Annotated in this window: 12 protein-coding genes; 11 read left to right on the forward strand and 1 reads right to left on the reverse strand. The window is 58.5% G+C overall.

Annotated elements, in window-relative coordinates:
- Position 1 precedes the first annotated feature (1 nt).
- Genes BQ8290_RS10895 through BQ8290_RS10905 form a run of 3 tightly spaced genes read left to right on the forward strand, consistent with a single transcriptional unit; the run spans position 2 to position 4,399 of the window.
- Entirely contained in the window at positions 2-1,036 is a 1,035-nt protein-coding gene (locus BQ8290_RS10895; RefSeq protein WP_108790098.1) for a flagellar motor protein MotB, read from the forward strand.
- A 52-nt stretch (positions 1,037-1,088) separates the two neighbouring features.
- Positions 1,089-3,575, forward strand: a complete 2,487-nt coding sequence (locus BQ8290_RS10900; protein ID WP_108790101.1) for a hydrolase — start codon at positions 1,089-1,091, stop codon at positions 3,573-3,575.
- A complete protein-coding gene (locus BQ8290_RS10905) occupies positions 3,572-4,399 on the forward strand; it encodes a class I SAM-dependent methyltransferase (protein ID WP_108790104.1) in 828 nt (275 codons plus the stop codon). Before BQ8290_RS10900 ends, BQ8290_RS10905 begins: the two co-directional genes overlap by 4 nt.
- An 88-nt stretch (positions 4,400-4,487) precedes the next feature.
- Here BQ8290_RS10905 and BQ8290_RS10910 read toward each other — a convergent pair whose 3' ends face one another.
- Complete coding sequence (locus BQ8290_RS10910; protein WP_108790107.1) at positions 4,488-5,306, reverse strand: flagellin N-terminal helical domain-containing protein; 819 nt, start codon at positions 5,304-5,306, stop codon at positions 4,488-4,490.
- A 396-nt stretch (positions 5,307-5,702) separates the two neighbouring features.
- Between BQ8290_RS10910 and BQ8290_RS10915 the strand changes: the two genes are divergently transcribed.
- From BQ8290_RS10915 to BQ8290_RS10950, 8 genes are read left to right on the forward strand one after another with little or no spacing between them, the layout of a single operon-like run.
- On the forward strand, positions 5,703-7,136 hold the full coding sequence (locus BQ8290_RS10915) for a sigma-54 interaction domain-containing protein (protein ID WP_337661328.1): 1,434 nt from the start codon (positions 5,703-5,705) through the stop codon (positions 7,134-7,136).
- A complete protein-coding gene (fliE, locus tag BQ8290_RS10920; protein WP_108790110.1) occupies positions 7,133-7,504 on the forward strand; it encodes a flagellar hook-basal body complex protein FliE in 372 nt (123 codons plus the stop codon). The genes BQ8290_RS10915 and fliE overlap by 4 nt, the downstream gene beginning before the upstream one ends.
- A 3-nt stretch (positions 7,505-7,507) precedes the next feature.
- Entirely contained in the window at positions 7,508-9,166 is a 1,659-nt protein-coding gene (gene fliF, locus BQ8290_RS10925; RefSeq protein WP_337661329.1) for a flagellar basal-body MS-ring/collar protein FliF, read from the forward strand.
- A complete protein-coding gene (locus BQ8290_RS10930) occupies positions 9,163-10,209 on the forward strand; it encodes a FliG C-terminal domain-containing protein (RefSeq protein ID WP_108790114.1) in 1,047 nt (348 codons plus the stop codon). The genes fliF and BQ8290_RS10930 overlap by 4 nt, the downstream gene beginning before the upstream one ends.
- Positions 10,190-10,864, forward strand: a complete 675-nt coding sequence (locus tag BQ8290_RS10935) for a FliH/SctL family protein (RefSeq protein WP_108790117.1) — start codon at positions 10,190-10,192, stop codon at positions 10,862-10,864. The genes BQ8290_RS10930 and BQ8290_RS10935 overlap by 20 nt, the downstream gene beginning before the upstream one ends.
- A gap of 5 nt (positions 10,865-10,869) precedes the next feature.
- Entirely contained in the window at positions 10,870-12,222 is a 1,353-nt protein-coding gene (locus tag BQ8290_RS10940; RefSeq protein WP_108790120.1) for a FliI/YscN family ATPase, read from the forward strand.
- Complete coding sequence (locus tag BQ8290_RS10945) at positions 12,215-12,703, forward strand: hypothetical protein (protein ID WP_108790123.1); 489 nt, start codon at positions 12,215-12,217, stop codon at positions 12,701-12,703. The genes BQ8290_RS10940 and BQ8290_RS10945 overlap by 8 nt, the downstream gene beginning before the upstream one ends.
- 17 nt (positions 12,704-12,720) lie before the next feature.
- A complete protein-coding gene (locus BQ8290_RS10950; RefSeq protein WP_337661330.1) occupies positions 12,721-14,568 on the forward strand; it encodes a hypothetical protein in 1,848 nt (615 codons plus the stop codon).
- Positions 14,569-14,586: the final 18 nt, after the last annotated feature.

Here is a 14,586-nt window from a genome sequence, read left to right on the forward strand (position 1 = left end):
CATGGCCGAAGCCGCAGCAGCAGCGGGTGAGATTCCGGCACCCATCATCGTCAAAAAAATCACAATTGCCGGCGGCGATGGCCATCATGGCGGGGCTTGGAAAGTTGCCTATGCCGATTTTGTGACGGCGATGATGGCGTTCTTTTTGCTGCTTTGGCTTTTGGGTGCGACCGAGGAAAACCAACGCAAAGGCATCGCCGATTACTTCACTCCGACATTGGTGAAAACGCGCCAACAAAGCGCCGGTTCGGACGGGTTCTTGGGTGGTTCTTCGCTAACGGATGTCGACAATTACCCCCATGCCGGAGGTCAAACAGGCACATTGGCGATCACCATTCCGCGCGACGCCCAAGGCGGACCCGTCGAAGGAGGCGGTGACGGAAAATCGGTCGAGGATAAGCTAAAAGAAATCCGCGAAGAGATCGATGAGGCTTTGTCGGCGAAGCGAGAATTGTCGCGTTTTGCTCGTCAGGTCCGCGTGATGCGCGCGCCCGAAGGGATCCGGATCGATCTAGTGGATGACGCCGATTTCGCGATGTTCGCCCTTGGCACGACCGTCCTAACTCAGGATGCCCGCGACATATTGGAAGTGATCGGGGAAACGGTCAAAGACCAAACCACGCCGTTGATCCTGCGCGGTCACACCGATTCACTGCCATGGCGCAATGGGATCACCGCCAACAATTGGTCATTGTCCGCCGGACGCGCAGAGGCCACGCGGCAACAATTGATACGCAGCGGTGTCGCCAGCGACCGATTTGCCCGGATCGAAGGAGTCGCCGAAACAGAGCCTCTTATCGTTGATAATCCGGCCGATCCGCGCAACCGCCGCATTTCGCTTTTGTTGTTGGAGGAACCCCGTGCACGAGGACGCAGACGCCCGCAACCAACCCGCATCAGCGACGCAGGAAACGCATCGCAGGATACCATAGGCGCCGTTTCAGGCACCACGGATCCTGTTACAGAAGCGCCAACACAACAGGCCAGTGGAAATCCCTTAAGTGAAACCGCGCAGGGGTCCGCTTCGACCCCATAAACCATGTCCGCTTAGCTCGTATCCCTGACACATTGAAAAGGGGATATGAGCAATGACCAACATCATCCTGCCGCATGAATTGCCGAACGCGTTAGAGCATGGGCCGCACAATATGCGGGTGCTGTCGCTGGACTGCTTTGACACGCTGCTTTGGCGCGATTGTTACGCGCCCACCGATGTGTTTGCGGGCCTCCCCTCTGTTTCCACCGGCCAACGGATCGTCGGCGAAACCCGCGCACGCAAGGTGCAAAACACGCTGAGAGGCGGCGGTGAAGTTGGGTTGGCTGCTATCTATGACCATGCCATGCCAAACGCATGCGACACGGATCGCGATGCTGCGATCACGGCAGAGTTAATTGCTGAAGCCGACGTGTGCTTTGGGTTTGAACCCACCATTGAATTGATGGCTGCGGCAAAAGCGGTGGGGCATAAGGTCATCATCGTGTCGGACACCTATTTGAACGCCGATCAGCTTTTGGAATTGATCAGGCGCGCGGCGGGTGATGATGTTGCCGGATTGATTGACCGCGTTTTCGCATCGAGCGAAGCGGGCATCTCCAAATCACAAGGGCTTCTGGCCAAAGCGCTCAAGACGATGAAATGCCGAGCGGATCAAATGCTGCATATCGGCGATAACAAATCCGCCGATTATGATGGTGCGCGCGCTTTGGGCGTGCCGGCGCTGCATTTGGCCCAGTTTCAACAGGTCGCACGGCAACGGTTTCGGTTTGAAAGAACGTGCCAGCAAATCATAGGCGATGCAGCGGATGAAGCCCGTGGTTTGATGCCCCACCGCGCCATGCTGTCGCGTGACGAACCTCAATCGGATGACGCGGCGCATGCATTGGGCCTCACCGTGCTTGGCCCGGTGTTCCATGCCTACGATCAATGGCTGCGCCACGAAGCGCGCGAATTGGAACAGGAACGCGGGGGCAAGGTGCATTGGTTGTTTATGCTGCGCGATGGTCATTTGCCGCATATCGTCCATGACGCGGGCGGTTCGACGGTCAGCACTGCCCGGGTTGAGATCAGCCGTTTCACCGCCATCGGGGCGTCGATGTCCACTCGCAAAGCTTACATCGCGCAATACGCCCAAGAGTTCGGCCTAAACCCGATGACTTTGGCGCGCCAGATGCTGATGCAAGACGACGAAATTGCCCGTGTTGTTGGCGATCCAAAAACCGAAACGGAAAAGGTCGAGGCGAGCCATCGGCTGCGCGATGAATTGCGCAAAGGACAGCGCGAAAAGGTCACCCGACGACGGTCGCGTGCACGGGCAGAGCGCCTTATTGAACACGTCCGAGCCCAGGTGAACCCGCAACCCGGCGACACATTGATGTTGGTCGATTTGGGTTACAATGGATCGGCCCAAGATCGGATCGACGCGATCCTTTCCGAAGCGTTCAAAGTGCATGTAGCGGGGCGGTATCTCCTGTTGCGCGAGATGGCGGCGACGGGGCTCGATAAAAAGGGTTTGATCGACGATCGGCATTTCGACGCGGAATTGTTGGAGGCACTTTGCGGTAACGTCGCCGTGATCGAGCAATTGGCGACGTGCGAATTGGGATCGGTGATCGATTTCGCGGATGATGGCACCCCCATTCGCAAAGCCAGCAGCGTCAAAGGCGCGCAAAGCGATGTGCGCGACCGCGTTCAATCCGGTGCCGTCGATTATGCCAAAGCGGCCGCGGCACCACCAATTGTCCGCACAATGTGGACCCATTCTGATCGGGCTTTGAGAGACATGGCCGCCAGCGTCCTAACGCGGTTCATGTTCCTTCCCATGCCGCATGAATTGAACGTGCTCAAAAGCTTTGAACACGATGTCAATTTGGGCAGCGAACGATTGGTCGGTCTGTTCGATGAAGCACACGCCCATGAAGGCCTGCGTCGCAGGGGGTTGTTCTATATGAAGGGTTCTGCGCGCATGTTCCTGCCAGCCGAAATCGTGCACGAAGATATAAACACACGCCTTTCCTTGTTCGCCCAGAAGCGTTTTGCGCTGGGACTTTCATACTCTGATGCGGCGGCAAAGAGCGTCCCGATTCCGGCATTCTATGTAAGCGATCATGACAGCACCCAAACCACCATTCACGCCCAACCAACGCATGATGGTTATTACACCGCGCGCCTGCCGGTGACCGAAGCGATGCGGGCCGTTGGCCTACAAGTTGGGTCGGCTTTTGAGTGGTTCGAATTGGTCAGCATCACGGCCTCGCGTGTCTACGGATTAATAGGCGGCGACTTGAACGACGCACGCCCAAGCGAGGTTTTGGCGCAGTTCGACAAAGTGAAAGAACACGCAATCGGCATCCTCGAATGCACCGATCCGGCGGCATTTGTGCTGGTCAATCCGCCAGCTCAACGCGAAGGCGATGATCAACTTATGATCGAAATTGTAATGCGCCCATTGCGCCGGCGGGCCGCCATCCCCGCACAGGCTACTCACGTACAAACGACCCATGCGGATGGTGGCCAATTGGCCGTCTCAACCCCTCCGCTTTCCCCCTCCTCCAACATGAAGGGCGCCGCAGCATGAGCGAACTCCTTATCCATTCTATGTCCGAATTTTCGAGCCTAATTTTGCCATGTCTCGATGAAGCGAAAGTCACAGAAATTTCCGAGATTGGCAGCGAGTTTGGCGGCATGTCGAAAGTCTTGGCTCTGCGCGCCCGCGAACAAGGCGGCACGCTCAATTGCATCGATCCCGAACCGGCCACCGGCTTTGTGGATTGGGCCAGCGAAGAAGAATGCGTGAACCATATCGCGCAACCAAGCTTGGACGCACTAAAGACCTGTGGCGCTGCGGATGCGTGGTTCATTGATGGGGATCACAATTACTACACTGTGTCCCATGAACTGGCCGCGATTGATGCGATTCAGAAGGACGCAGACCGACCGCTTCTCGCCTTTTTGCATGACGTGTCATGGCCGTGTGCGCGGCGCGATTTCTACTACGCTCCCGATCGAGTCCCCGCCGGTTGGCGTCACCCTCACAGTTACGATCACGGGGTGAAATTGGGCGAAGCCGGCGTCGTCGAAGGGCGCGGGTTTCGCGGTATGGGGCAATTCGCCGTCGCTTTGGATGATGGCGGGCCACGCAATGGTGTTTTAACCGCCGTTGAGGATTTCCTACGCCAAGCGGACACCGACGAACGACCGCTTTATTATGTCCATGTTCCCGCTGTATTCGGGCTGGGCGTGGTGTTTGACGCAAAGGCAGAATGGTCAGAAGCTGTGGCGCAATTCTTGCTGCCTTATCATGCCAATCCATTGATCGCTCGGCTTGAGGAAAACCGGTTGCGCAATTACCTCGAAGTGATTGAGCAACAAGATCAAGTCGCTCTCGACCTGGTCGATTGACGGTCCGTTTCTCTACAACAGAAAAGCCCGGAGCGTGATCGCTCCGGGCTTTCTTTTTTGCCCATATGGGGCGGTTGTCGCGGGCTCCTTACCGCAGCAGTGACAGGACACTTTGTTGCGATTGGTTCGCCTGAGCCAGCATCGCGGTCGATGCCTGACTTAGGATCTGGGCTTTGGCCAGCGCGGTCGTTTCCGATGAATAATCGGTGTCTTCGATCCGTGATCGGGCATCGGCCAGATTTGTCGATGTGGTGGTCAAGTTGTTGATCGCCGATTCCAGACGGTTTTGACCCGCACCCAAGGACGATCGTGCCGTGTTCACCGCCTGGAGGCCGGCGTCCACATTTGTGATCGCGGTGGCCGCGTTGGTGGTTGAACTGACATCGAGGCCCGCTGCATCAAGGTTGGTGTCATCGATCGCGGTGCTAGTGATGTCGATACTGCGACCGGCGTCAATTTGGATGGAAACGCTGACATCGCTGCCGCTGGTTGTGCTGAAGAGCGACACGCCGTTGAATTCGGTGTTGCTCAAGATGTCGTCAATTTGAGAAGCGAGTTCGGTAACCTCTGTGTCGAGGAAGCCGCGGTCTGTTGCGTCCAAAGTGCCGTTTTGCGATTGGACCGCAAGTTCGCGGACACGTTGCAGCATGTTGGAAACTTCGTCCAACGCGCCTTCGGCCGTTTGGGCCAATGCGATACCGTCATTGGCGTTGCGGATACCTTGGTTCAAGGCGCGGATGTCGCTGGTGAAACCGGTCGCGATTGAAAGGCCGGCGGCGTCGTCGGATGCGCTGTTGATGCGGCTGCCTGTCGAAAGGCGCTCCATCGCATCGCCGAGCATTTCGTTGGCTTTCATGCTGGCGTTTTGAGCGCGCAGTGCCGAAGTGTTGGTGTTAATTACGGACATTGAAGAAACTCCCGAAGGTCAAGTGCAAGTGGTCATACAGAGCGACGAGAGCCGCAGCTGCTGAGCATAAGAGCGACCATTGGCTGGGAAGTTTAAGGGGGCATTTTTCGCAATTGATCAGAAAAGTTCAAAAACAACGTATATTCAATGTGATAGGAGCCTAACCGATCCGAAATTTGCCGATCGGTGCCGCTTGTATCGGCCAGCTATTGCCGCCTCATTGCGCTCATCATCGCGGCGCCAAACGCCACTAGTATCGCACACAAATCACCCCGGTCCCTCACGCGCGCGCGTTAGAATGCGGCCAACCCTTAGGACAGATACGGGGGCAACCCTTTGCTCAATCTTGTCCAGCATGGCGGCAAATCCTTTCCACCAGATAGAAACAGGTGGAACATGCGGGCGCTTCATTCAGAATTTGAGACGGCACAATCGATGGGCGGTCCCAATCAAACCACCATTGGGGAGCGAACAACAGCCGCAACCGGCGCTCCGGCCAATGTGCATTCCGGCTTGGTCGATCCAACTTTGCCTTTGCTTGCCCACAGTTGGCAGCGCGGACGAATCGTGTTGGGCGATCATGGCAAATTCCCAGAGATTGAAACGCGGCCGGGCCGGCAACACGCAGATTTGCTTGCGATTGACCTTGTCCAATCGGACAGGCCGGCGCTGACCAGGCTTGCCAATGGTCGGGTCACGCTTGCTTACCCACCGCACGCAATGGGGCCGGCGCAATCGGCGTTGATCGCCAGCGCCGCCGATGGCGGGTGGCCCATTGCCGGTGACACCGAGAGCCTCGCTTTGTTGACATTGGCGGAACGGATCGCCGCAAGCGAAATTCCAGTCCTCCTCGAAGGGCCCACCGGCACGGGCAAAGAAGTGATTGCGCGTTTTGTGCACCGGATGAGCGCGCGGGCAAAAGGGCCGTTTGTCGCTGTCAATTGCGCCGCCATGCCAGAGGCCATGCTGGAAGGATTGTTGTTCGGCCATCGCAAGGGCGCGTTTACCGGGGCGGGAGAAGCGCATGAAGGGCTGTTCAAAGCCGCGGATGGCGGCACGCTCCTGCTCGATGAAATTGGGGAACTGCCGCTATCGCTGCAGGCGAAGCTGCTGCGCACATTACAGGAAGGCGAGGTGTTGCCCCTAGGCGCGACAAAGCCGCTTCACGTGGATGTTCGTGTTGTTGCTGCTACCAATCGGACCCTAGCGTCGGAGGTGGCAGCAGGCCGCTTTCGCGAAGATCTTTTGTATCGTCTTAACGTGTTCCCCATGACGCTCCCTGCTTTGCGGGATCGGCGGGGGGACATTGCGCCGCTCGCATTTGGAATGTTGTTGCGTCACGCGTGTCAGCCGGGGATGCCGTGCTGGATTTCGGGCCAGGCGCTTGCCTTGCTCGAGGCACATCCATGGCCGGGCAATGTCCGCGAGTTAGAAAATGTGATCCGCCGGGCGATTTTGTTGGCAGGCAAAGATGCGCATATCGGATCGGAGCATATTGCCTTTGATCAACCGGCGCGGGGGGTCGAAACGGGTTGTCAGCCTGATCACAATTCTGTGGCTACTATCGCCGCCTTGCCCGCTTCCATCGCCGCTATCGATCGGCGCGACGCGGCTTCCTTATCCGATGTGGCGTTTCAATCCGAAGCGCGTGCGATCCTTGATGCGCTCAACCTCAATGGCGGGCATCGGGCAAAGACTGCGCGCAGCCTTGGTATATCGGAGCGAACATTGCGTTACCGGCTCGCATCGATGCGGAAATCCGGTCTGATTGGATCGAATACGGCTTTAATCACACCAATGGCGGCTGTCGCGAATGGCGGTGAAGTATGAGCGGCGTCGGTTCCACCAGCTCGGTTCATCAAATCATGGCCCTGCGCCAAGATGTGATGTCCCGCAATCAGGCATTGCAAGATGTGCGCGCGGCCACCGGCAGTCCCGCATCGGGCGCGCAAAGCCCCGGCAATGCAACCGGTCCGGCTGGCGGTTTTGCCGATGCCCTGACCGGCGCGCTTCAAACTGTTAGCGGCGTGCAGCGCCGATCCGGCGAAATGCAAGCGGCCTATGAGCGCGGCGAAGTGACCGATATCGCGAAAGTGATGCTTGCCAGGCAAGAGGCCGGCGTGGCGTTCGAGGCTACCCTTCAGGTCCGCAACAAACTGCTGTCGGCCTATCAAGACATCATGCGGATGGGGAGCTGATAGGTGGCGGATGCAAATGTACCGGTTGCCGTGAACGGCGCCCCTGTTCCCATGCCCGCTGCCGCCGATTGGCGCGGACAATTCTCCCAACTTACCGCGCAACCCGCGATCCGACGCGCTTTGCCCGCATTGATCGGGATTGGCGTGCTGGCGATTATCGCGGCGCTTTATCTTAGCATCGCACAAGGGCCTCAGCGGATCTTGTATTCCAGCCTGACCGATGGAGAACGGGGCAAAGTCGTCGCAGCGTTGGAACAAGGCGGCATTGGCTACACAATCAATCCAAACACAGGCGCGCTAACCGTTTCCGAAGGCGACGTGTATCGCGCACGAATGTTAGTCGCCAGCGATGCGGGAATCGCCGCGCCCGAGGGCGCAAGTGAGATGCTCGATGCCATTCCATTGGGGTCCAGCCGGACGTTGGAAGGGGAGCGATTGCGGCTTGCGCGAGAGCGCGAGTTGATGTTGACCATCCGCGAAATTGACGGAATTGAATCGGTCCGCGTGCATCTCGCCACCGCAGAACGATCGGTCTTCATCCGTCAGAACAACCCTCCCAGCGCCAGCGTTATGGTGCGTTTGGTGGGTGGCCGATCTTTGAGCCAGCCTCAGGTTGAAGCGATCGTCAATCTTGTATCTGCCTCGGTGCCCGGGATGACAACCGATGCCGTGCGTGTGGTGGATCAGAACGGACGGTTGCTGTCTTCGGAAAGAGACGGCGTAATGGACGGTTTGGTTCTACAGCGCGAATTCGAAGGAAAACTGCGCGAGCAAGTGACCTCCTTGCTTTTGCCGCTGTTGGGGGAGGGCAACTTTTCGAGCCAAGTTCAGGTCGAACTGGACCAATCTGAGATCACGTCGGCGCGTGAAAGTTACGATCAAGACGGTTCCGTCCGCAGTGAAAGCGAACGCACATCAACGCGACTTGCCGGAAGCGGGCCGGGCGGCATTCCCGGTGTAACTGCAAACACGCCGCCGCCTGACGCGCAATTGGTCGAAGGGGCGCCCGATCCGGCGCAGGCCGCCGAAGATCCATCGGCCCCGCCGAGTGACAGCGAAAGCGCCGTCCAACGCAATTATGAATTGGGCCGCGAAGTCGCCGTGACGAACACAAGGCCGGGTGGTTTGGTCAAATTGTCGGTCGCAGTCGCGGTCAGCGATAGCGCGCTCGAAGCGGCCGCGCCTATGACCGCAGAAGAGCTACAATCCTTGGTCAGCGCAGCAGTTGGCGCAGACGAAACGCGCGGCGATCAAATTCAAGTTGTCGTCAGCGCGTTTGAAAGCACGGAAATGGAACCGATGGCGTTCTATGAACAACCGTGGTTCGCCAACGTCTTACGATATGTGACCGCGTTGATTGCCGTATTGCTTGTCTTGTTCTTGGCGGTGCGTCCGATGATCAAACGGATGCGCGGCTCAACGCCTGCCGTGTCTCTCGCGGAACAAAATCTTGATCCAAACGCCACGGATTTGCTCGTTGCGGACCCAGGGGCGCGGGAATCCAACCCGGCATTGGCGCAGGATGCGTCGCCGGTGGATTTATCGCAGCGTGTCGAATTGGCCCGGCAATTGGCGACGGTACAGCCCGATCGCGCGGTCGAAGCGCTTCAACGCATGCTCGATAATCCCAGTGACCAACCGTCAAAGGCCGCCGCGATATGACCAGTCTCGATACAATTGAGATCGAAGAACCGATGAATGCGGTGCCCGCGCCTTTGCTGAACCGGGTCGACAGGGCTGCTGTGTTCCTAATGCTGTTGAGCGACGAGGAAGCCGCTGCCCTGCTCTCTCGGCTTGGTCCGGATCAACTTGAGCAAATTGGTGCAGCGATGTGCCAATTGGGCGATATTGAACAGGCCGAAATGGCCGAAGCTCTCGATGATTTTGTCGGAGAAAGCGCGCGGGAAATTTTGGCACAACAAGATCGCGGCGCACAGGTTCGCGGTTTGTTGGAACGATCCATTGGCCCGACAAAAGCGGAAAGCATGATGATGCGCATTGATCCCGATCCGGGACCGCGCAGCATCGAAATGGCACGATGGTTGGCGCCAGCCTTACTGCTAAAACTGGTGGAAGATGAACACCCTCAGGTGATTGCCGCTTTGTTGTTGATGTTGGACCCAGAGCCAGCTGCCGAAGTGCTGTCCGCCTTACCAAACCACATCCAACCCATCGTGGTCGAAAGGGTCGCGCGGATTGGACCGGTGTCTCAACAGGCAGTCGACATGATCGACAAACTCTTATCGCAACGCATCGGGGCCAGTTTTGGCGCAAATGCATTGGCTTTGGGCGGCGCGCGCGAGGCGGCCAATCTCATCAATTTGGCGGCAGGCGATCTGCGCGGCACCGTGTTGCCGGCCATCGCACAGCGCGATGGACCCTTGGCCGAAAGGATCGAAGAAGAGCTGTTCACATTTGAAATGTTGTTCGAACTCGAGGCACAGGCGATGGAGCGTTTGTTGCGCGACGTCGACAGCGAAGCTTTGGTCGATGCTCTCAAAGGGCTCAAAGACACAGAGCGTGCTCCGTTCTTCAAAGCAATGTCGAGCCGCGCCGCAGATGGCATTCGCGACGAAATCGAAATGCGCGGCCGACTGTCGAGAGGCGAGGTCGATGCTGCCAAACGCAAGATTGTCGAAGTGGCCCGATCTCTGGCTGAACAAGGCGAGATTGTGATGGGAGGCGATGATGGAGAGTTCGTCTGATTGGCTGACGCTTCTGAAAGGGTCCCCGCCATCACCCGATGCCAGCGAAAATTCTTGGATCGACGCATTGGCCAATCCCGAAACCTTCGTCGAAGGCCTTCCCATCGCCCGGCACTCACCATCGGAAAACTCTGCGGTAGATAGCGCGCCTGCACCATCGTCAGACGCACCTGAAGCAACGCCGGTTTCCGATCCGATTCAAGACGCATTTGCCCGTGGAGAAGCGGCCGGCTTTGCTGCTGCAAAAGCGCAATTGGAAGGCGAGCACAACGCGGCCATGGCACAGCAGCGCATGCTCCGGTTGAACTTTCAAAACCTCGATCAATTCGCGATGGATTGTTTGGCCAGCGACTTGGCCGACACCGTGACCGCTTTGTGCGAACGGGCGTTTGAACATCATACGCCCGACGCAGATCAATTGATGCAACGATGCGATCATGCAGCCAAACGGCTGGGGGGCGGAGCGCAAGATTGCGCGCTTCACCTAAATCCAGCGGATGTCGATTTGGTCGATCTTCAAACGCGTGAGGCGTGGCGCGTGACCCCCGACGAAACGGTATTGCGCGGCGGACTGCGCTTTGAAAGCGCCGATGGCGCGATCAGCGACGATCCATCCGATTGGCGCCGCGCCATCGCGGCAGCAATCAAAGGATAGGCGCGATGTTGGCAGAAATGCAGATCGAATTGGCTCGTTTTCGTTCCGCGCCGGTCGCATCGGGGCCCGTTCTATCGGGCCGGGTCGTCGCCTGCGATGGCGGGTTGATCGAAGTCGCGGGATTGGCGCTTCCGATAGGATCGTTGGGCGCAATCGAAAATGAAACGGGCGACGATGCTTTGGCTGAAGTGATTGGATTTCGCGCGGGCCGTTCTTTGATGATGTTGCTCGGCGACACGCAACTATTGCGGCCACAAGCCAAGGTGCGCGCCGTTGGCCGGCCCGGTACGGTGAAGGTCGGCAACGCCCTTTTGGGTCGCGCGGTGGATGGATTGGGCAACCCGATCGATGGCGGCCCGCCGCTCGATCTATCGCAAAAATGGCCTTTGTCGGGCAAACGCGAAGGCGCCCTGGAACGTGCGCCCGTTCAAGAAAAATTCGATTGCGGTGTGCGGGCTATTAACGCCTTGGCCACAATGGGGGTCGGGCAAAGGCTGGGCGTGATTGCCGGGTCTGGGGTTGGCAAATCGGTCTTGATCGATACGGTTGCTGGTCATGCGGTCGCGGATGTCACCGTCGTGGCGTTGATCGGAGAACGCGCCCGCGAAGTATCCGATTTTGTCGCGCGTCATATGACTGGATTGCAACGCGGCCGTATGGTTGTGGTCGCGGTTCCTGCCGATCACGCGCCCAATTTGCGACTGCGCGCGGCGCAATACGCCACCGCCATCGCCGAACATTTCAGATCGATGGGCAAGCGTGTGCTGCTTGTCCTAGACAGCCTTACGCGGGTGGCCCACGCAGCGCGCGAACTGGCGCTTGTCCTGGGCGAACCGGGGGCGGCGCGGGGGTATCCGCCATCGGCATTGGCGGCCGTTACCAAACTGGTCGAAAGGGCCGGCAATTCTGCGCATTCCGGCGGAGCGATAACCGGGCTCTACACGGTGTTGGCCGATGGCGATGACACGTCTGATCCCGTGGTCGACACAGCAAGGGCAATCTTGGACGGTCATGTCGTTCTTTCGCGCGAATTGGCGCAGCGCGGGCACTATCCCGCGATCAATGTTCCGGCATCGCTTAGTCGGGTGATGGATGATTTGGTCGATCCAGCCACGGCAGAGGCGGCCCGTGATATTCGCGCGCTGATCTCGGCACGAGAGGAAAATCGCGATCTGGTCTTGATGGGGGCCTATCGTGCAGGATCGGATCCATTACTTGACCGCGCGATAGGCCACGGTCCCGCCATTGATGACTTTTTGAAACAATCCCGCGGCGATGCCGTCTCCATGTTCGACAGCCTTACGGGGCTTAACGCGCTTTGCAGCGCCATGGCTGGCGGGGAAATGGCCAATGGATGAGCCAAAAACCCGGCGGCGTTTGCGTTTGGCTTCGCGGCAATTGGCGCTGGCCAAGGTAACCAAACGCGAAGCGATGGCGGCCCTCGCCGATGCGGTGTCAGAGGAAAGCCGCAGCACCGCCTTGGCGAAGCGGAGCCGAGATTTGTTGCACGATTACGGCAAACGCGCCGCAACCAACAACGCATACAGCCTGCGGGCGAATGCGGGATTTGTGCGTCAGTTGCACGATGTCGCGGACCAAGCTGGAAAAGCGGTGAAGGACGCCAAAGAACAGGCCCAATGGCAGGTCGAAAGCCTGGCCAAAGCCGAAACGCGCGCCCGCCGGCTTGAGGAACAGAAGGACAAGGCGCGCACCGCGTTGCAGGCGATCCAATTGCGCCGAGAAACCGACCAATTGGCCGGGATGGCACACAAGTTGCAAAACTCTTCGAACCCAACCGGCGACAGCCGACCGACATCGCACAAAAGGACCGCTCCGTGATTCCAACATTGCCCGAAATGACCACAGTTCCTTCCTCGCCGACATCGGCGATCGCGCCCAACATTTTGGCGGGCACATCGGCATTGGCATCGCCTTTTCCTCAAATGCTCGAAAATTCGCAAATGGGGGCCGCACAAGGTACCATTGCGGCGAAGGCGCGCGCGGTCGAGACCGGGGAAGAACCGCCGACTGCGCCCGAGCAAAACAACCTTTCGCAAGCGTTCGCCGATCTGGATCCGATCGCCCAGTTCGCATCCAATCCATCATCGGTCCCTCTGAATGTTTCTGTGGTGAGCCACAGTGATGGCGTGCGAGGTCAGGGGGACGAACTTGACGATGGGCCTCCATTTTTCGCCGAGGAACCGGTGTCGCGCCGGAAAACGAACGGTCAAGATTTTGCCGCTTCAACTGGCAGGCAATTGCCCGATGGCGGCAGCATTTTGCCTCATAGCCCTGCCGGTGTCGCATCGACGGATGTCACAACACATCAGGTCAATGGACGCCCGGACTATCGGCCCGTGCCGACCGCGATCGCAGGGTTGGGCCGGGCGTCAATCCGCAACGCTGCGCCTCAACTGCCTTCAGAGGCCGCTTCGCCCGTCACAACACCATTGGTCGGTGCTTCCGATGCTGGCACCAACAATGGTGGAGCTGTTGGGACAGCGGGAAGTGTCGGCACTGTGACCGAACGAGATACAACCCATTTGCCAAAACATCTGGTCAAAGCGGAGGCTGAGCCAAAGCCGTCTTTGCCCGATAGCCGAGAGGTGTCACGGACCCTTCCAAAAGACGCAATGGTTCAAGACGAGACTCTGCCCCCGATCCATACATTGCCCCGTCCAACCGTCGGTGTAACATCGCCGTCGGTAGGTTCGACCGGTTTGGACCCGGTACCGCCGCTCACCATTCAAAGCACGGTGCGGTCATCGGATCGAGTGAGAGTAAAGGGTCAGGATAAGCCTGTTTCTCGCGATATTGCGCCCAAAACGCCGAATAGTGTGCCTCTACCATCCGGGCATCTCGCCCCATCAGCGACATTGGATCGCTCGCCGACACAGAACGAAGCGCGGCGTGAGACAACAGCGCGCGCTCAGCAGGAACCTGATCTGGACCGTTTTGGTGGGCTGCGTGTTGCTGCGGATGTGCGCGGCCTTCCCGATCCCGTGGAACCGGTGCGGTTGACCGGTGCGCTGAGTGACACCCAAGGGCCGTCACAATCCGGGCAGACCTCTTTGCAGTCGGCCCCATCTGCGCACGGTATTACGCCCAATTCACCCGTCGCAAATACCGCAACAGTTTCATCGCTGTCTCAGACAGCTGGCGATGGTCGGGGCGATGCGCGGTCGGGGCAAGCCATCGCGTCCGCGATAGATCAATTGGCCGAAGCGCGCGAAACGGGGCGATCGGCGCGACCAGAATTGACTATGCGGCACCAAGAATTCGGTGCCGTCAGCATGAGAATTGAAACGGCGGGAGCCGATCTGCGCGCCACATTGGCCAGTCGCGATCCCGGCTTTGTCCCCGCCGTTCAAACTGCGCTGGCGGAACGGACGGTGATCGCGCCGGGTGAAACAAGCTCTGCGCACACCAATTCGGGTCGCAATGGCGATCACAATGGTGGCCAACAATCGTCTTCAAACAACAACTCAAACCCCGGCTCTCAGAACGGATCCCAAGGCCATTCGAACGGTTCGGGCGGGTATTTTGAGGGTCGCTACGGGTCTTCCACAGGGTCCGAGCAAGGTTCGTCGAAACCATACTTGGAGCAAAGCGGTGACAACGACACACACGCCGCCGCCCAAAACCCTTCGGCTTCGCCGGATGCGGATCTTGGCAACACGCGGAACACCGGTCTTTTCGCTTGAGGGTGAAAGTCGCGAATA

The sequence above is a fragment of the Erythrobacter sp. Alg231-14 genome, assembly GCF_900149685.1.
Taxonomy (GTDB): domain Bacteria; phylum Pseudomonadota; class Alphaproteobacteria; order Sphingomonadales; family Sphingomonadaceae; genus Erythrobacter.